This is a genomic window from Streptomyces sp. NPDC086787 (assembly GCF_044745865.1).
Lineage (GTDB): Bacteria > Actinomycetota > Actinomycetes > Streptomycetales > Streptomycetaceae > Streptomyces.
In genome coordinates this window covers 200,128-217,792 of record NZ_JBIVBC010000008.1, presented here as the reverse complement: position 1 = coordinate 217,792, position 17,665 = coordinate 200,128, and the positions used below count along the sequence as shown (strand labels likewise).

At 71.5% G+C, this 17,665-nt stretch carries 14 protein-coding genes; 4 read left to right on the top strand and 10 right to left on the bottom strand.

Going from position 1 to position 17,665, the window contains the following annotated elements; translation table 11 throughout:
* Positions 1–152 precede the first annotated feature (152 nt).
* Positions 153–1,046: a helix-turn-helix domain-containing protein gene (locus ACIPK3_RS21095; RefSeq protein WP_402571737.1), complete on the top strand. Its 894-nt coding sequence runs from the start codon at positions 153–155 to the stop codon at positions 1,044–1,046.
* Between the two features lie 64 nt (positions 1,047–1,110).
* On the opposite strand, the gene ACIPK3_RS21090 is transcribed toward ACIPK3_RS21095, so the two are convergent.
* From ACIPK3_RS21090 to ACIPK3_RS21070, 5 genes are all read right to left on the bottom strand, one after another.
* Complete coding sequence (locus ACIPK3_RS21090) at positions 1,111–4,437, bottom strand: S8 family peptidase (RefSeq protein ID WP_402571736.1); 3,327 nt, start codon at positions 4,435–4,437, stop codon at positions 1,111–1,113.
* Between the two features lie 151 nt (positions 4,438–4,588).
* Positions 4,589–5,272: an ABC transporter ATP-binding protein gene (locus tag ACIPK3_RS21085; RefSeq protein ID WP_402571734.1), complete on the bottom strand. Its 684-nt coding sequence runs from the start codon at positions 5,270–5,272 to the stop codon at positions 4,589–4,591.
* 54 nt (positions 5,273–5,326) lie between these two features.
* A complete protein-coding gene (locus ACIPK3_RS21080) occupies positions 5,327–6,775 on the bottom strand; it encodes an ABC transporter permease (protein ID WP_402571733.1) in 1,449 nt (482 codons plus the stop codon).
* 179 nt (positions 6,776–6,954) lie between these two features.
* Complete coding sequence (locus ACIPK3_RS21075) at positions 6,955–8,220, bottom strand: Ig-like domain-containing protein (RefSeq protein ID WP_402571731.1); 1,266 nt, start codon at positions 8,218–8,220, stop codon at positions 6,955–6,957.
* Positions 8,221–8,418: 198 nt separating this feature from the next.
* Positions 8,419–8,778, bottom strand: a complete 360-nt coding sequence (locus ACIPK3_RS21070) for a hypothetical protein (protein WP_402571729.1) — start codon at positions 8,776–8,778, stop codon at positions 8,419–8,421.
* A gap of 109 nt (positions 8,779–8,887) precedes the next feature.
* Between ACIPK3_RS21070 and ACIPK3_RS21065 the strand changes: the two genes are divergently transcribed.
* Positions 8,888–9,214 carry a hypothetical protein gene (locus ACIPK3_RS21065; RefSeq protein WP_402571727.1) on the top strand — a complete coding sequence of 109 codons (327 nt, stop codon included), beginning with the start codon at positions 8,888–8,890 and terminating at the stop codon, positions 9,212–9,214.
* A gap of 108 nt (positions 9,215–9,322) precedes the next feature.
* Here ACIPK3_RS21065 and hutH read toward each other — a convergent pair whose 3' ends face one another.
* From hutH to ACIPK3_RS21050, 3 genes are all read right to left on the bottom strand, one after another.
* A complete protein-coding gene (hutH, locus tag ACIPK3_RS21060; RefSeq protein ID WP_402571877.1) occupies positions 9,323–10,861 on the bottom strand; it encodes a histidine ammonia-lyase in 1,539 nt (512 codons plus the stop codon).
* 64 nt (positions 10,862–10,925) lie between these two features.
* Positions 10,926–12,086, bottom strand: coding sequence for a diguanylate cyclase domain-containing protein (locus ACIPK3_RS21055; RefSeq protein WP_402571725.1), 1,161 nt, complete (start codon positions 12,084–12,086; stop codon positions 10,926–10,928).
* A 71-nt stretch (positions 12,087–12,157) separates the two neighbouring features.
* Complete coding sequence (locus ACIPK3_RS21050; RefSeq protein ID WP_402571723.1) at positions 12,158–12,952, bottom strand: enoyl-CoA hydratase/isomerase family protein; 795 nt, start codon at positions 12,950–12,952, stop codon at positions 12,158–12,160.
* A 197-nt stretch (positions 12,953–13,149) separates the two neighbouring features.
* On the opposite strand from ACIPK3_RS21050, the gene ACIPK3_RS21045 reads away from it, so the two are divergent.
* Complete coding sequence (locus ACIPK3_RS21045; protein ID WP_402571721.1) at positions 13,150–13,779, top strand: hypothetical protein; 630 nt, start codon at positions 13,150–13,152, stop codon at positions 13,777–13,779.
* Here the strand turns inward: ACIPK3_RS21045 and ACIPK3_RS21040 are convergent.
* Both ACIPK3_RS21040 and ACIPK3_RS21035 read right to left on the bottom strand, forming a co-directional pair.
* Positions 13,774–14,889 carry an adenylate/guanylate cyclase domain-containing protein gene (locus ACIPK3_RS21040; RefSeq protein ID WP_402571719.1) on the bottom strand — a complete coding sequence of 372 codons (1,116 nt, stop codon included), beginning with the start codon at positions 14,887–14,889 and terminating at the stop codon, positions 13,774–13,776. The two genes, ACIPK3_RS21045 and ACIPK3_RS21040, sit on opposite strands and share 6 nt — an antisense overlap.
* A 175-nt stretch (positions 14,890–15,064) precedes the next feature.
* A complete protein-coding gene (locus ACIPK3_RS21035) occupies positions 15,065–15,931 on the bottom strand; it encodes a biotin--[acetyl-CoA-carboxylase] ligase (RefSeq protein ID WP_402571717.1) in 867 nt (288 codons plus the stop codon).
* A 110-nt stretch (positions 15,932–16,041) separates the two neighbouring features.
* Here ACIPK3_RS21035 and ACIPK3_RS21030 point away from each other — a divergent pair, with 110 nt between their 5' ends.
* Positions 16,042–17,652: an acyl-CoA carboxylase subunit beta gene (locus ACIPK3_RS21030; protein ID WP_402571716.1), complete on the top strand. Its 1,611-nt coding sequence runs from the start codon at positions 16,042–16,044 to the stop codon at positions 17,650–17,652.
* Positions 17,653–17,665: the final 13 nt, after the last annotated feature.

The following is a 17,665-nucleotide window of genomic DNA, read 5'->3' as shown; positions in this document are numbered from 1 at the left end:
CGGGGGTCCTGCGTCCGGCCGCCTTCCGACCGGTACACATCCACCCTGCATCACTCCCGTGGCATCACCCAGTCCACGCCTTTGCGTACGTTCGCCGGTCCTACCACTGGGAGGGTCAGGCTCCCCCGCGTACGACCGTGAATACTGGACGTATGGACGAACTGCCCGAATCCGCCGCACCGCCCCTGGACCGGCGCGCCGAGCTGAGCGAGTTCCTGCGCAGCAGGCGGGCCCGGCTGAAGCCGGAGGACGTGGGGCTGCCCGACTTCGGACGGCACCGCCGGGTGCCCGGTCTGCGGCGCGAGGAGCTGGCGCAGCTGGCCGGGGTGTCCGTCGCGTACTACACGCGGCTGGAGCAGGGCAACGGGCAGAACATGTCGGCGGAGGTGCTGGACGCGATCTCCCGCGCGCTCAGGCTGACGGACGCCGAGCACGCGCATCTGACCCACCTCGCCAAGGGCAAGCAGCACAAGAGGAAGGCGGCGCCGCGGCAGCAGCAGGTGCGTGGATCGCTGCGGCAGTTGCTGGACACGCTGGACGGCGTGCCGGCGTACGTCGTGGGGCAGCGGGCGGAGATCCTCGCGTGGAACCGGATGGCGGCGGCGCTCTTCGGTGACTGGGCGGAGCTGCCGGTCACGGAGCGCAACTGGGCGCGGCTGGTGTTCCTGAAGCCGGAGTACCGCGAGCTGTTCGTGGACTGGGAGCAGAAGGCGATCGACATCGTGTGCGCGCTGCGGATGGACGCGGGCTGCCATCCCGACGACCCTCGGCTGTCCGCCCTGGTCGGTGAGCTGTCGGTGAAGAGCCAGGAGTTCCGTCGGCTGTGGGCGACCCATGACGTCAAGGAGAAGACCTTCGGGGTGAAGCGGCTGCGCCATCCGCTGGTGGGCGAGCTGTCCCTGAACTTCGAGTCGTTCCGCATGACGGGCGACAACGACCAGTCCCTGGTCACCTATCACGCGGAGCCTGGTTCCCCGTCGGCGGACGGGTTGCGGCTGCTGGCCAGTTGGGGCCGGGACGCGTCCGCCGTCGCGCGAACGACGTGAGACGACATGAAAGGGGCGTGCCGGGAATCCCGGCACGCCCCCGCCGTCATGGACGGCTCACGGACTACTTGGCGTAGTACGCGTTGTAGATCGAGATCGTCGACTTGTTGCCCTGCTTGTCGGTGATCTTGGCGTGGAAGGAGATGGCCTTCCCCTTCGCCGGGTTCCTGACGGTGATCTTTCCGCCCCGGACGACGGTCTTCTTCCAGGTGTGGCCGTTGTCGTACGACACCCACACCGCCAGCGACTTCAGGTTGCGGCCCGCGGCCGCGCCCTCGACGGTGACCGGGACGGTGACCGTCCTACCGGCGGCGACGCGGTTGTCCAGGCCCGTTTTGGCGTTGAACCGTGCGGTGGAGGCGGGCAGCCTGGCCGGGTTCCGGCCGGACGGCTTCTTCGAGTGGAAGGTCCAGCTCGCGTCGATGCGGGTGGAGGCCGCGGCCACCGTGACGCTCCGCCTGACGGAGGTGGTCAGTCTGTACTCGGCGTTACCGGCCGGGACCTTGAACGTCCCGTCGCCGAACAGCGGGTCGGTGTTGGAGCCGACCTTGACGCCGTTGCGGTACAGGGCGGTGGTCACCGAGGTGAAGTTCGACCAGCCGGCGTGTCCGCTCGCGTCGGCGAACAGTGGGACGGCGCCGGAGATCTCGTTGCCGTTGCGGAACAGGCCGTAGTTCTTGTTCAGATGCGGGCCGAAGACCGCCGTGTTGAACGTCTTCGTGTACGTCCTGCGCGCCGCGAAGGTCTGCGGGTCGCCGAGCGTGTACGACGCCTCGGTGATCGGGAAGCCGTCCGGGTCCACCCCGGAGTCCTGCTCGAACTCGAGACCCCACTTCACGCCGGCCGGCGTCGACAGGTGCAGGACGCGGGTCGCGGGGAGCGACTGCGGGACGGAGACTCCCGAGCCGCCGGAGCTGCCGGGCAGATAGCCGAACGCGCCGACCGAGCCCTTCTTGCCGTGGGCCCCCGCGCCCAGGTTCACCTTGACCGTGGCCAGTTCGCTCGCCTTGTAGTGCTTGGTGAAGCCGGTGGCGAACTGCCTGCCCTTGACGCCGAACGCGGTGTCGTACTGCTCCTTGCCGCCCTTGGTCCAGTGCATGTCCCACTGCTGGTACACCGACCCAGCGGCGCCCTGCGGGCCGAAGCCGGCCGTGCGGAAGTTGCTGTACGAGTCGAGCATCCAGCCGAGGCCGTAGGTCTGGCCGCCCGCCGTCACATCGGTCTCCGCGGAGGCGAACTGCGGCTTGGCGGCCTTGTCGGGGACGCTGATGCTCACCGGCTTGGCCTTGCGCGCGTCCAGCGTGACCGTCTGGTTGCGGTCGACGGTCAGCCTGGGCCGCATGAGCCAGTCGATGCCCTTGGAGGCGTCCACCGGGTCCCCGAACACCGCGCTGTTGAGGATGTAGGCACCGGTGGGCACGCGCACCTTCACCGTGCCGGAGCCGTCGTTCGAGGGTGCGAAGTCCTTGCCCCCGGCCAGGCCCGAGACTCCGGTCAGGTCGGCGCCGTAGTACTTGGCCGGCTTGCCGTCGCGTCCGGTGAACCTGAGGGTGACGTCGTACGACCGGACCTCGCGCTGCACCGCGGCGGCCGTGCGGACGGTCTGTCCGCCGCCGGTCGCGGTCACGTACGCGGAGTAGTCGCCGTCGGTGGTGCCGCCGAGTCTGGTGTCGACGGTGATGCCGACGGAGGCCCTGCCCCCCGCCGGGACGGTCACCTTGGACGCGGCGAGCTCGAAGAAGCCCGCCGGAGCGGCCTGGCCGGCGGGGTTGGCCGTGGTGAGTGCCAGGTCGAGCGTGACGTCCTCGGTGCCCAGGTTCCGGTACGTCAGCTGCTTGGCGACCGGGGTGTCGTCGGTGTGCGGCCACTGCTGGGTGCCGAAGCTCAGCGACACCGGCTCGGCGATCACGGACTGCCTGATGGCCTTGTCGACGGCGATCCGGCCGGAGCCCTGCTCGAACGGCGTGTACTTGCCGCCCTTGGCGGATCCGGTCAGGGCCGCCTTGAGCTCGGCGTAGCCCCAGTCGGGGTGTTCCTGCTTCAGGATCGCGGCGGCGCCCGCGACATGCGGGGTCGCCATCGAGGTGCCGGAGATGGTGAGGTAGCCGGCGGGCTTCTCGCCGACCTCCTGGTCGATGACGCTGCCCTTGGCCGCGGCGGCGGTGATGTCCACGCCGGGCGCGGTCACGTCCGGCTTGATGGCGCCGTCACCGGTGCGCGGCCCGGTCGAGGAGAAGGAGGCGAGCTCGTCCTTGTCGTCGACGGCGCCGACGGTGAGCGCGGCGTCCGCGCTGCCCGGCGAACCGACCGACTGGGGACCGTCGTTGCCCGCGGCGATCGCGAACAGGACGCCCTTCTCCGCGGACAGCTTGTTGACCTCGGCCTCGAGCGGGTCGATCTCGGGTGTGTCGTAGGCGCCCAGGCTGAGGTTGATGACGGAGGCGCCCTGCTGGACCGCCCACTCCATGCCGGCGATGATGCCGGAGTCGTCACCGGAGCCGCTGTCGTCCAGGACCTTGCCGTTGAGGATCTTCGCGTCGGGTGCGACGCCCCGGTACTTGGCGGCGGCCCCCGCGGGAGAGGCGGCGCCTGTACCCGCCGCGATGGACGCCACGTGCGTGCCGTGGCCGAAGTGGTCGGTGGCGTCGGCGGCGGTGGTGAAGTTCTTGGACTCGATCACCTGGTCCTTGAGGTCCGGGTGCGTGGCGTCGACGCCCGTGTCCAGTACGGCGATCCTGACGCCCTTGCCCGTGTAGCCGGCCGCCCACGCCTGGGGGGCGCCGATCTGCGGCACGGACTTGTCGAGGCTGGCCCTGCGCACGCCGTCGAGCCAGACGTGCGCGATGCCGGAGGCGGCCCGGTTCCCGTCGGTGAGCGCCTGCCACAGCTCCGGGGTCTCCTTGACCGGAGTCTGCACCGCGTCCGCGTTGAGGGACTTCAGGCTGCGGCGCAGCGTGCCCGCGTCGCGCACCTCGGCCCTGGCTGCCGTGGCGGCGCCGGTGTAGCCGACGATGACCTTGAGGCCGTTCTTCTGGGACCTGCGGTTGGCGGCCTTGTTCAGCTCGGTGACGTCGAACAGCCGCTGGTCCAGCTTGCCGGTGGCGACCAGGCGGGCCGCGTCGGCGGGGACGACGAGGGTGTGCCCGCCGGCCCTGCGGAGCTGGAAGGGTATGTGCTCGCGTCCCCTGGCCCGTTCCAGGCCGACGACCCGGCCCTTGGCGTCGACGGTGACCCGGTCACCGGTGATCAGGGTGATGCGGTGCTTGGACGTGAACGTGGCGGCAGCGGCCGGTGTGCGCTGCTCGGGCTTCGCCGACGCCGGGCTGGTCATGCCTGCGGCGAGGGCGACGGCTGCGGCGGTGGCTACGGTGGCCGCGGCCGCTCTCTTCACTTGTCTGCGCAAAACTCCCCCTGGTGATGGAGTACCGGGCGGGCGAGCGCCTCGCCGACCCGGCCGGGGGAAGCCTCGTACGTGTGCACGTCAACCCCCGGACCCCGCAGTATGCCGGGGGGTTTCGCGCTCCGTCACTCTGGTTTGCGCCTTACACTCCCGTGTTCTCGGTCACGGTGATCCGCCCCCTGCGGATGGTCGCCACGCGCGGCGCCCGCCTGGCGATCGCGGAGTCGTGGGTGACCATCACGAAGGTCAGTCCCAGCTCCTTCCACATGCGTTCCAGGACCTCCATGATCTCGTCGCGCATGCTCTCGTCGAGATTGCCGGTGGGTTCGTCGGCGAGCAGCACTTTGGGCTGCTTCACCAGCGCGCGGGCGATGGCGACGCGCTGCTGCTGGCCGCCGGACAGCTCGGACGGCAGGTGGCCGAGCCGCTCGCCGAGACCGACCGACGCGAGCGCCTCCGCGGCCCGTTCGCGGCGCTCCTTCGCCTTCACGCCGAGCGGTACCAGGGCGGTCTCGACGTTCTCCCGTGCGGTGAGCGTGGGGATCAGGTTGAAGGACTGGAAGACGAATCCGATGCTCTCGCTGCGGACCCCGGTCAGCCTGGCCTCCGGCAGCGTGGCCAGGTCGGTGCCGTCGAGGACGACCTCCCCGGAGCTCGGGCGGTCGAGGCCGCCGAGCATCTGGAGCAGCGTGGACTTGCCACCGCCCGTGGGGCCCTGGATGACCAGGCGGTCGCCGTCGCCGATGGTGAGGTCTATGCCGTCGAGGGCATGGACGGTGTCCTTGCCTCGGGTGTAGCGCTTGGTGACGTTTCTGAGTTCGTACATGGTGGCTCCTGGGGTGTTCTCGGGGTGTGCGCGCCGCGGGCGTTGGGGCGGCCGCTACTCCACTCGGCGCAGGGCGTCCGCCGGGCGCAGCCGGGAGGCGCGCCAGCCGCCGAAGGCGCCGGCGATCAGGCCGCCGGCCACCGCCAGGCCCACCGCGAGGAGGATCGTCGTCACGCTGACCGGCGCCGTGAGGGTGACGTCCAGGGTCTTCGCCGCCTGCCGCCCGGGGCCGCCGAAGCCACCGCCACCGCCGGGCCCGCCGCCGAAGCCACCGCCCCCACCGAGCTGGGCCTGGAGGCCGGGGCTGATCGCGGTGACGACGTAGGCGCCCGCGAGGCCGAGTGTGATGCCGAGGGCGCCGCCGACCAGGCCGTTGACGACGGCCTCGCCGATCACCTGCCGGGTCACCCGGCCCGACTTCCAGCCCAGCGCCTTGAGCGTGCCGAACTCGCGCACACGCCGGGAGACGGCGGAGGAGGTGAGCAGTCCGGCGACCAGGAAGGCCGCCACCAGCACCGCGACGGACAGCCACTTGCCGACGTTGGTGGCGAGGCCGGACGCGGTGGACAGGGATCCGGACACCGTCTTGGCGAGGTCGGCGGAGGTGGTGACCGTCGTACCGGAGACGTTCTTCTGGATGGCGCTCTTGACCGAGCCGATCCGCTGCGAGTCGGTCGCCTGGACGTAGATCGTGGTGATCTTGTCCTTCTCACCGGCCAGTGTCTGCGCCTGCGTGAGCGGCATGTACAGGTTGGCGGCGGAGTCACCGCTCTCGGCGGTGGCGATACCGATCACCTGGTACTTGACGCCCTTGACGGTGACGGTGCTGCCGACCTTGTACTTGTTAGTCCTGGCGTAGGCCGAGTCGGCGACGACGACCTTGGCGTCCGTCTCGGTGGACTTGAAGGTGCGGCCACTGGTGATCTTCGACGAGGTCAGCGGTCCGAGCCCGGCCTTGGTGACGTCGGTGCCGTAGACCGAGTACTGGTTGATGTCGAAGTCGGCGCCGCCGCCGCGCACTTCGCCCTGCGGCTGTCCGTTGCCCTGGCCGAAGCCCCGGCCGCCGCCGTTCTGCCGCTGCTGGAACCGGCCCCGGGTGAACTGCCCGCTGACCTTGACCACGCGCAGGCTCAGGCCGCCGACCGCGTCGGCGACGCCCTGCTGCGAGGAGACCTTGGCGACCGTGGAGGAGGCCAGCGTGGTGAAGCCCTGCACCATGACCCGGTCGCTGCTCTGCGCCTTGGAGTCGCCGTTGTCCTGCGCGTCGAACCGGAAGCTCGGCCCGCGCGCGGCGCCGCCCGTCGACGAGGCGGCCTTGGTGACGGTCATGTCCGTACCGAGGCCGTAGAGCGACTGGAGGACCTTGTCCTGGGCCTTCCCCATGCCGTTGGACACGGAGTTGACCACGATGACCAGCGCGATGCCCAGCGCCAGGCCGGAGGCGACGACGAGGGCCGCCCTTCTGCGGCGGCGCAGTTCGCGCCTCAGGTAGGTGAAGAACATGGCCGCAAGTTAGGGACGGACCGTGATGACTCGATAAGGCCGGAGTTAGAGATCCATGAGAAGCCTGTGGAGCTTGCCTCGATGAGCCCTGAACGTGCCCTGAACCCGCCCTGATGCTGCCCGGAAACGCCGATGCCGCCCCGGAGGGCGGCATCGGTGCTCGTGGTCGGGAGGTGCGCTCAGGCGGCCGAACCGGCCTTCCACTGCGCCCAGTCCATGTTCCAGTCGCTGAAGCCGTTGTCCGGGGACACGGTCTTGTCGCCGGTGTTCCTGACGACCACCACGTCACCGACGATCGAGTTGTTGTACATCCAGGCGGCCGGCGTGTTCGGGTCGTTCGCGCCCTTGGTGTCGGACAGACCCACACAGCCGTGACTGGTGTTCGCGCTGCCGAAGATGGACTTCGCGCCCCAGTAGTTGCCGTGCAGGAAGGTGCCGGAGCTGGTGAGGCGGATGGCGTGCGGCACGTCCTTGATGTCGTACTCGCCCTTGCCGTCGTCGTCGGTGAAGCCGACGGTCGCGCCGTTCATGCGGGTCTGCTTGAACTTCTCCATCATCACCATGGTGCCCTGGTACGTCTTGTTCTCGGGCGAGCCGGCGGAGATCGGGATGGTCTTGACGACCCTGCCGTCCTGCGTGACCTTCATCTGCTTGGTCTTCGCGTCGACGTACGACACCTGGTTGCGGCCGACGTGGAAGGTGACCGTCTTCTGCTGCACGCCGGTGATGCCTGAGGCGCCCTGGACGCCGTCGAGCGCGAGCTTCAGGGTGACGGTCGAGCCCTCCTTCCAGTACGCCGCGGGGCGGAAGTCGAGACGGTTCGCGTTGAACCAGTGGCCCGCGACCTCCTGGCCGCTGCTGGAGGTGACGGTTATGCCCTTCTGCACGGCGGCCTTGTTGGTGATCGCCTTGTCGAACCTGATCGACACGGGCATGCCGACGCCGACGGTCGAGCCGTCCTCCGGCGTGAAGTTGCCTATGAAGCTGCCGGCCCGGGAGACCGTGCTGAACGAGGCGTTCTCGTGCGCGACGAGGCCCGCGGCGTCCTTGGCCTCCGCGGAGACCTTGTAGTTGGTGGAGCGCTCCAGCTGGGAGTTCGGCTTCCAGCTCTTCCCGTCGGCGGACAGCGCGCCCTCGACCGTCTTGCCGGCCTCGGTGGTCATGGTCACGTTGGTGAGCGTGCCCTTGCTGACCGCGACGGCGGCGGAGTTGTTGATGGAGGCGTTGTCCGAGCCGTCCTTGGGCGTGATCGTGATCTGGGCCTCGGACGACTTCTTGGCGGCCGCCTCGTCCGACTTGGCCTGTGAGGTGTCGCCACCGCCACCGCCGGCGCTCTTGTCGTCGCCGCCGGAGCACGCCGTGAGCACCAGCACACCACCGAGCAGTGCGGACGCGGCCATCAGACCCTTGCGCCGCTTACTGTCCGTCATCACACGCTTCTCCATTGTTGCCGAGTTCACGAAACACCGAGAATCCCCGTCGGACGTTGAACGCCACGGTTGGTGCTTCCCGTTCCAACCTGCCCCGATGTGTGGGCCACGCCACTTCACGCAGCGGTGGTGCGGAAGCACGCCGCGCGCCCCTCGGGACGACGAAACCCCGGGCGGCAACCGCCACCCGGGGTCACGGGTTCCCCAGGACGCTCAGCCGATGCCATCCCTGTCGTCCGCGTCGTCTTCGTCGCCGTACTCGCCATCATCCCCGTCGAGGTCCCAGTCGGGCGAGTCCGGGTCGTAGTCGATCCGCTCACTCGACCACGAGGCCTGCTGGAGCTCGACCCCGGGCACGTCGTTGACCAGGTCGAACGGGTCCACGAGATAGGCGAGGGCCTCAGCGGTGTCTTCCGTCACAGCCGCTTCGGCCTGCGTCCGCTCCTCGTCCGGCAGGTCGGTGTCACCGGCCAGGCGCTGCAGCGCCCGCTTCGTCACCGCGTCCTCGTCATGGATTTCGAGGACCAGCTCCACCCGTAGGCGTACAAAACGTGATGTCTCTGGAGTGCTCATGCCCGGAGCGTACGGCCCGATCCACTGGTGGCTTTCCCGTGACCCGCGCCTTTCACTAACATCGCCCCACACGGCCAATTCGCCAGTACCACAAGGGGATCGATATTCCGTGTCATCCGCTCGCCGCCCGCTGCTGACCGCCACCGCCGCGGGGACCCTTCTGTGCGCCCTGTGGTTCGTCCCGTCCGCGAACGCGTCGCAGGACGCCCCCGAGAGAGCGGGGACCCCGGCGGCGCAGGTCGCACAGCAGGCGCGTGCGCTGTCCGAGGCGACCGCCTCGGGCACGGAGGCGGCGATGGGGTCGGCGGACGGCACCCAACTGGCCGACACCGGAAGCCCGGACACCACCCCCTGGGTCATCGGGGGCACGGTCTTCCTCTCCGTGGGCGCGGGCTTCGTCATGTACTCGGTGCGCCGGGAGCGCCTGGGTCTCTGACCGGCTCGACGTCGAGGTCACCCGCCACGGGAACACCCTCAAGCCCCGGTTGGCCAGGCTGAAGTGACGTTCCCTCGGGGCCCCGGGGGTACCGGGGCCCCGTAACGGCTACCGGAGCGGACCGGTGACCGTCTCGGCGGCGGCGACCAGTGCGCCGGCGCGCACGAAGGCGTCGGCGGCCGCGAGGTCGGGCGACAGGAACCGGTCCGGGCCGGGGCCCTCGACACCGGCGGCCCGTACGGCCGCGATGACCGCCTGCGAGGCGGGCGCCGGGGTGACGCCCTCGCGGAGCTCTATCGCGCGGGTGGCCGCGTACAGCTCGACGGCGATGACCCGGGCCAGGTTGTCCACGGAGGTGCGCAGCTTGCGCGCGGCCGACCAGCCCATGGACACATGGTCCTCCTGCATCGCGGAGGACGGGATGGAGTCCGCGGAGGCGGGTACGGCGAGCCGCTTCAACTCGCTGACCAGGGCGGCCTGGGTGTACTGGGCGATCATGAGCCCGGAGTCCACGCCCGCGTCGTCCGCGAGGAACGGCGGCAGCCCGTGGCTGCGGTTCTTGTCCAGCAGTCGGTCGGTGCGGCGCTCGGCGATGGAGCCGAGGTCGGCGGCGGCGATGGCGAGGAAGTCGAGGACGTAGGCCACCGGGGCGCCGTGGAAGTTGCCGTTGGACTCGACGCGGCCGTCGGGCAGCACCACCGGGTTGTCCACGGCGGAGGCCAGCTCGCGCTCGGCGACCAGGCGGGCGTGCGCGAGGGTGTCGCGGCCGGCGCCGGCGACCTGCGGGGCGCAGCGCACCGAGTAGGCGTCCTGGACGCGGGGCGCGTCGTCCTGGTGGTGGCCGGTGAGCTGCGAACCCTTGAGCACGGCCAGCATGTTGGCGGCGGAGGCGGCCTGGCCCGGGTGCGGGCGGATGGCGTGCAGTTCGGGGGCGAGCACCTTGTCCGTGCCGAGCAACGCCTCCAGGCTGAGGGCCGCGGTGATGTCGGCGCTCTTGTAGAGGGTGTCGAGGTCGGCGAGGGCCATGACGAGCATGCCGAGCATGCCGTCGGTGCCGTTGAGGAGGGCGAGGCCCTCCTTCTCGCGCAGTTCCACGGGCGCGATGCCGTGCTCGGCGAGGAGTTCACCGGCGGGGCGGACCGTCCCGTCGGGGCCCTCGGCGTCGCCCTCGCCCATGAGCGTGAGGGCGCAGTGCGAGAGCGGGGCCAGGTCGCCGGAGCAGCCGAGGGAGCCGTACTCGTGCACGACCGGGGTGATCCCGGCGTTCAGCACGTCGGCCATGGTCTGGGCGACCTCGGGGCGCACACCGGTGTGGCCGGAGCAGACGGTCTTCAGGCGCAGGAACATCAGGGCCCGAACGACCTCACGCTCGACGCGCGGTCCCATGCCGGCGGCGTGCGAGCGGACGATGTTGCGCTGCAGCTGGGCGCGCAGTTCCTGGCTGATGTGCCGGGTGGCGAGCGCGCCGAAGCCGGTGCTCACGCCGTAGACCGGTTCCGGCTTGGCCGCGAGCGCGTCCACGATCTCGCGGGCCGCCGCGAGGGCCGCCACCGCCTCCGCCGCCAGCTCGATGCGGGCGCCGCCGCGCGCCACGGCGAGAACGTCGGACGCCGTGACTCCGGACGTCCCCACCACCACAGTGTGCATATCCATATTCAGGAGCGTACGCATTGAATGCGATGGTGTCACTAGTGGGGAACGGGACTGCCCCTTACCCGCTTCGGCCTCCCCGGGAGCGCCCCCGGAAGCTGCGCCGTTCGGCCTGCTCGGGCGGCGGCGCGTCGGCGAGTCGTACGACCGGGTCGCCGGGCCCCTCTCGGCCCGCCACCACCGGCCGGTCGGCACGTACCGCCTTGGCACGGTACTGCGCGGCATCGGCCAGCCGGAACAGCCGCCGCGCGGAACGCACCGGCCCGATGGCCTCCGCCGTGGAGGCCACACCGCACGCGACGCCCTCGCCCGGCTCCAGCGCGGCCGCGCGCCGGCACAGTTCGTCCGCGGCCCCGACCACGTCGTCCGCGGGCGGCCCGACCACGAGCAGACAGAACTCGTCGCCGCCCAGACGAGCCGCCAGCGCCCCGGGCAGCATCGCGCCGCACAGCGACAGCACCGAGCCGAAGCGCTCCAGCAGACGGTCGCCGACGGCGTGCCCGCAGGTGTCGTTGACGTTCTTGAGGCCGTTCAGGTCGCAGACGACGAGGCTCACCACGACGCCCTCCCTGCGGTGCAGTTCGATGGCCTCGTCCAGGCGTACGTCCACCGCGCGCCGGTTGGCGAGGCCGGTGAGTGCGTCGGTGTACGCCAGCCGCTCGGCCTCCTCAAGCCGCTCGGTCTGCGCGATCCCGGCGGCGACGACGGCCGCCAGTACGGTGGCGAAGTCCGCGTCGGCCCGGCCGAAGGCCGCGGCACCGGCCCGCCGGGCGACATACACCTCGCCCCAGGCGCGGCCGTGCAGCACGATCGGGGCGACGACACAGGAGCCCCGGCCGCGGCGGCGCAGGGCGGCGACCCGCTGGTGGAAGTAGTTGCGTCGGCCCGCCGCGCCGCCGTCGGCGGTCTCCACCCAGGCGTTGGGCCCGCCGCCGCCCGCCCACCGCTCGTGCAGGAACTCGGTGATCTCCGGGAACTGGTGCACGGGGTAGGCCTCGGACTCCGGGAACTCCTCCTCGTCCGGGGCCCGCTCCCCCACGTTCACCAGGACCCGCAGCCGGCCGAGGTCCCGCTCCCAAACCGACAGGGCGGCGAAACTCCCGTCCAGCGCGCGGCACGCGCCGAGCGCGGCGGCACGCCATGAGTCACGCGGGGTGTGCGCCGCCGCCATCCCCTGCGCCAGCGCCACGACCGCCGCGAGCCGCTCGTCCTCACCACCCATCACTCCAGGTTAGGGAGGTTCGGTGTGAACCGGGACATTGATACGGCGAACAGGTGGACGGTCCGCAGTGGTCACTCCCCCGGCCACTGCGGCTTGCGCTTCTCGTTGAAGGCCGCGACGCCCTCGGCCCGGTCCCCCGAGAACGCCACCGACCGCCAGGCCGCGTCCTCGACCTCCAGCCCGGCCCCCAGATCCAGCCCGTGCCCGAGCCGCAGGGCACGCTTCGCCGCCCGCAGGCCGACCGGGGAGTTCGCGGCGATCCCGGCGGCCAGCGCCAGTGCCTCGTCCCGGTCGTGACCCTCCTCCGCCAGCTGGTCCACGAGCCCGAGCGCGAGCGCCTCGGCGGCCTCCACCCGGCGGGCGGAGAAGATCAGTTCGGCCGCGCGGGCCGCCCCGACCCGCCGGGGCAGCAGCTGGGTGCCGCCGCCGCCCGGGAGCACCCCGACGGACACCTCGGGCAGCCCCACCACGGCGGTCGCGTCGGCCACGATCAGGTCGCAGGACAGCGCCAGTTCGAAGCCGCCGCCCAGCGCGAAGCCGTGCACCGCGGCGATGGTCGGCATGGGCAGCTCCAGGATCCCGGTGTACGCGCCCCGGGCCACCGGCCGCTGGCGCACCAGGTCCGCGTCGGAGAAGGAGTTGCGTTCCTTGAGGTCCGCGCCGACACAGAACGCCCGCTCGTGCGTGGACGTCACGACCACGACCCGCGCGTCCCGGTCGGCGGCCAGCGCCTCGCAGGCACCTGCGATGGAGCGGGCCATCGCGGTGGAGACGGCGTTCATCGCCTTGGGCCGGTCCAGTACCAGCTCCGCGACATGCCCGTGCCGCCGTACCAGCACGAACTCCCCGAACCGCTCCTCCGCCATGAGACCCTCCGGTCGATGTGTTAACGCGGGTTAACTTCCTGTCGCCCCGATCATGGCAGCCCGGCCCGGCCAGGGAAAGGGCCGGTTCGGCTGTCCCCGTTCGGGTGACATCCCGCCCGACAGCCGCCCCGGCGCCCACCGGACCGCATAGCGTGCGCTCCGCCACGGGCCATCGGGGGCAGCGGGGAGGGACGACGATGACGAACACCGCGGAAACGTTCAGGGACGGGCCCACGGTCGCCGCACCGCCCGTCCAGCGCGGCCGTCACCGCAGGCCCCGCTCGCGCAGGCCGTTGTACGCCGCCGGGGGGCTCGCGCTGGCCGCCGGGCTCCTCGGCCTGCTGCGGGTCGTGCCCGAGTCCGGGACCTCCGCCCCGGGCACCGCAGAGGCGGAGGCGGAGCCCCGCCCGGATCCGGGCGACGGCCCCACCCGGTCGGCGGCGCACACCCCTGTCGCCGCCGAGAGCGTGCCGACGGCCCGGCCCTCGGCCACCGTCGTCATGGGCGGAGTGGCCCCGGCCCCTGCCCCGGGCCCGGGCCGAGCCCCCGCTCCGAGGGCGACCGCCCCCGTCCCGCACCCCGCACCCCTGCCCGGCGCCACGACCGGTGTCGCGGGGCCGCCCCGCACTCACACCCGTACACCCACGACCCCTGCACCCGCGCACTCCGCCCCCGGGTCCACCACCACGCCCGGGTCCGCACCCGGATCCACCCACACACCCGCCAAGCCCCCGAGCCAGGGCACACCGGACCCGGAGCCGACGTACCCGGAGCTGTGCGTCCCCGTCATCGGCCTGTGCGTGAACGGCTCGGAGCGGGGCCTATGAGGGGGTCGGCGAGCCGTCCCGGCGGGTGAGCAGCCACGGTTCGATCACGCCGAGGCCGCGGACCGGGCGCTGCCACATCGGCTGGAGGGCGAAGCGGTACGTCGGCGGCTCCTCGCCCTCCTTCTCGGCGGTGGCCGCGGCCTCGGCCGCCTCCGCCTCGGAGGCGGGGGCCTCGCCGGTACGGATCAGTTCCTCGGCGAAGGCGGCGTCCACGAGCACCGCGTCGCGCGGCGCTATCGAGGTGAGGCGGGAGGCCAGGTTCACCGTCGTGCCGAAGACGTCGCCCATCCGCGTGGTCACCGTGCCGAGCGCCATGCCGACGCGCAGCTCCGGCATCGTCTCGTCGTTCGCCATCGTCTCGATGAGCCGCAGGGCGATCTCCGCGGCCGTACCCGCGTCGTCGGCGGCGTACAGCACCTCGTCGCCGAGCGTCTTGATGAGCCGGCCGCCACGCGCGGCCACCAGGTCGGCGGCGGTGGTCTCGAAGGCCTCGACCAGCTCGCCGAGTTCCTCCTCCTCCATACGGCGGGTCAGCCGCGTGAACCCGACCAGGTCGGCGAAGCCGACCGCGAGGCGCCGGTCGACCATCTCCTCGTCGTCGGCCCCCTGCACCACCCGGCCCGCCGAGGCGGCGAGCTGGCGGCGCCAGACGTAGACCAGGAACTCCTCCAGCTCGGGCAGGAGCAGTTCGACGATCGGGTACGTCACCTCGGTGCGCGTCATGCCCGGCTCGGGCGGCTCGGTCAGCCCCTCCAGGAAGGAGTCGAACTGCCACTCGGCCAGACGGGCGGTGGTCTGCCCGGTGGACCGGGCCACCTGCACCGCCATGGCCTCGCTGAGCAGCCCCGCCTCGACCAGACCGGCGAGGCGGCGCAGGGCCAGCACGTCGGCCTCGGTGAGGGCCTTGGCCTGGCCGATGTCGGCGAAGCCCATGGCCCGCCAGAAGCGTGAGGCCAGCTCCATGGAGACACCGGCGCTGCGGGCCGCCTGGAACGGGGTGTAGCGGCGCTCGGCACCCAGGATCAGCGTCTCCAGGCGCAGCGCGAGCGGGTCCTCGCCGGAGTCGGCGGCGTCCGCGCCCTCGCCGGAGCCCGTGTCGTCGACGGTCACGCCTGCTGCCCTTCCGATCTGCCGCGGCCACGTATCGACCGGCCTCAACTCTACGGCAGGTGTGCGCCAGCTCACTCCGGCAGGTGGACCGACCGCGCTGGTGGCCGGTGCGGGCGGGCTCGCGACGCCGGTGCGGGCACGCTCAAGCGGCCGTCCCCGGGTCCCGGGGATGCGTTCAGGCAGGTCGCAGGTGCACGATGTCGCCCGCGCCCACCGGCTCCTGGACGCCCTCCTCCGTGGCCAGGACCAGGCGGCCGTCGCCGTCGACCGCCACGGCCTCGCCGACGATCGAGCGGTCGCCCGGGAGCTCCGCGCGGACGATCCGGCCGAGCGTCGCGCAGCCCGCCGCGTAGGTGTCCTGGAGTCCGCTGGCCGCCGGGTCGCCCCCGGCCTCGCGCCAGCGGGTGTACCAGTCCTCCAGGGAGCGCAGGACGGCGCGCAGCAGCGGGTCACGGTCGGTGGTCGTGGCCCCGGCCAGCGCCAACGAACCCGCCTGCGGCACCGGCAGCTCGTCCGCGCCCAGGGTGACGTTGATACCGACGCCCACGACCACACTGTCCTCGCCCGCCCGCTCCGCGAGGATGCCGCCGGTCTTGCGCTCCTCGTCACCGACGGTCACCAGCAGGTCGTTGGGCCACTTGAGTGCCGTGTCGACGCCCGCCGCGCGTGCCAGGCCGGTCGCCACCGCCACGCCGGTGAGCAGCGGCAGCCAGCCCCAGCGGTCCACCGGCACCCCGGCCGGGGTGAGCAGCACCGAGAAGAAGAGGCCGGAGCGGGGCGGTGCCGTCCACTGACGGTCCAGGCGGCCCCGGCCGGCGGTCTGCTCCTCGGCGACGAGCACCGCGCCCTCGGCGGCCTCGCCCGCCGTGGCCCGCGCGACCAGGTCGCTGTTGGTGGAACCGGTGCGCTGCACCACGTCCACCTCGGTCCACAGGCCGTCCTCCCGGATCAGCCCACGGCGCAGCGCGGCGGCGCTGAGCGGCGGACGGTTCAGGTCGGACCACCGGTTGCTGTTCGCGTCTGATGCATCTCGCGGCGTCATGCAAGCCACCCTAGGTGTGGCAAACACCGCACTGCCGAACGGTAGGGCCGCCACTACGCTACGGATGAGTAACCGTCCCCCCTTTTGAGCAGGCAGGGAGCCGCATCCCGATGTCCGAGCCGGAAGAGCGTCAAGAGCGTCAAGAGCGCGACATCCACACGACCGCGGGCAAACTCGCGGACCTCCAGCGCCGTATCCAGGAAGCGACGCACGCCGGCTCGGAGCGTGCCGTCGAGAAGCAGCACGCCAAGGGCAAGTTGACGGCCCGTGAGCGGATCGACCTGCTGCTCGACGAGGGTTCCTTCGTCGAGCTGGACGAGTTCGCCCGGCACCGGTCCACCAACTTCGGCCTGGAGAAGAACCGCCCCTACGGCGACGGCGTCGTCACCGGGTACGGCACCGTGGACGGCCGTCCGGTCGCCGTCTTCTCCCAGGACTTCACCGTCTTCGGCGGTGCGCTCGGCGAGGTGTACGGGCAGAAGATCGTCAAGGTGATGGACTTCGCGCTGAAGACCGGCTGCCCGGTCATCGGCATCAACGACTCCGGTGGCGCCCGGATCCAGGAGGGTGTGGCCTCCCTCGGGGCATACGGCGAGATCTTCCGCCGCAACACCCACGCCTCCGGTGTCATCCCGCAGATCAGCCTGGTCGTCGGCCCCTGCGCGGGCGGCGCGGTCTACTCCCCCGCCATCACCGACTTCACGGTGATGGTCGACCAGACCTCGCACATGTTCATCACCGGCCCCGACGTCATCAAGACGGTCACCGGCGAGGACGTCGGCTTCGAGGAGCTGGGCGGCGCGCGCACCCACAACTCGGTGTCCGGTGTGGCCCACCACATGGCGGGCGACGAGAAGGACGCCATCGAGTACGTCAAGCAGCTGCTGTCGTACCTGCCGTCCAACAACCTCAGCGAGCCCCCGGTCTTCGCGGAGGAGGCGGACCTCGACATCACGGACGAGGACCGCGAGCTGGACACGCTGGTGCCGGACAGCGCCAACCAGCCGTACGACATCCACACGGTCATCGAACACGTGCTGGACGACTTCGAGTTCTTCGAGACGCAGGCGCTGTTCTCGCCGAACATCGTCACCGGCTTCGGCCGGGTGGAGGGCCACCCCGTCGGCATCGTCGCCAACCAGCCGATGCAGTTCGCGGGCTGTCTGGACATCAAGGCGAGCGAGAAGGCCGCGCGCTTCGTGCGCACCTGCGACGCCTTCAACGTGCCGGTGATCACCTTCGTGGACGTGCCGGGCTTCCTGCCCGGTGTCGACCAGGAGCACGACGGCATCATCCGGCGCGGCGCCAAGCTGATCTACGCGTACGCCGAGGCGACCGTCCCGCTGATCACCGTGATCACGCGGAAGGCGTTCGGCGGGGCGTACGACGTGATGGGCTCCAAGCACCTGGGCGCCGACCTCAACCTGGCCTGGCCGACCGCCCAGATCGCGGTCATGGGCGCGCAGGGTGCCGTCAACATCCTGCACCGCCGCACCATCGCCGAGGCGGAGGCGGCCGGCGAGGGCGAGGCGACCCGGGCGCGGCTGATGCGGGAGTACGAGGACGCCCTCCTCAACCCCTACGTCGCGGCCGAGCGCGGTTACGTCGACGCGGTGATCATGCCGTCCGACACCCGCCGCCACATCGTCCGGGGGCTGCGTCAGCTGCGTACGAAGCGGGAATCCCTGCCTCCGAAGAAGCACGGCAACATCCCCCTCTGAGCGACTGGGAAAC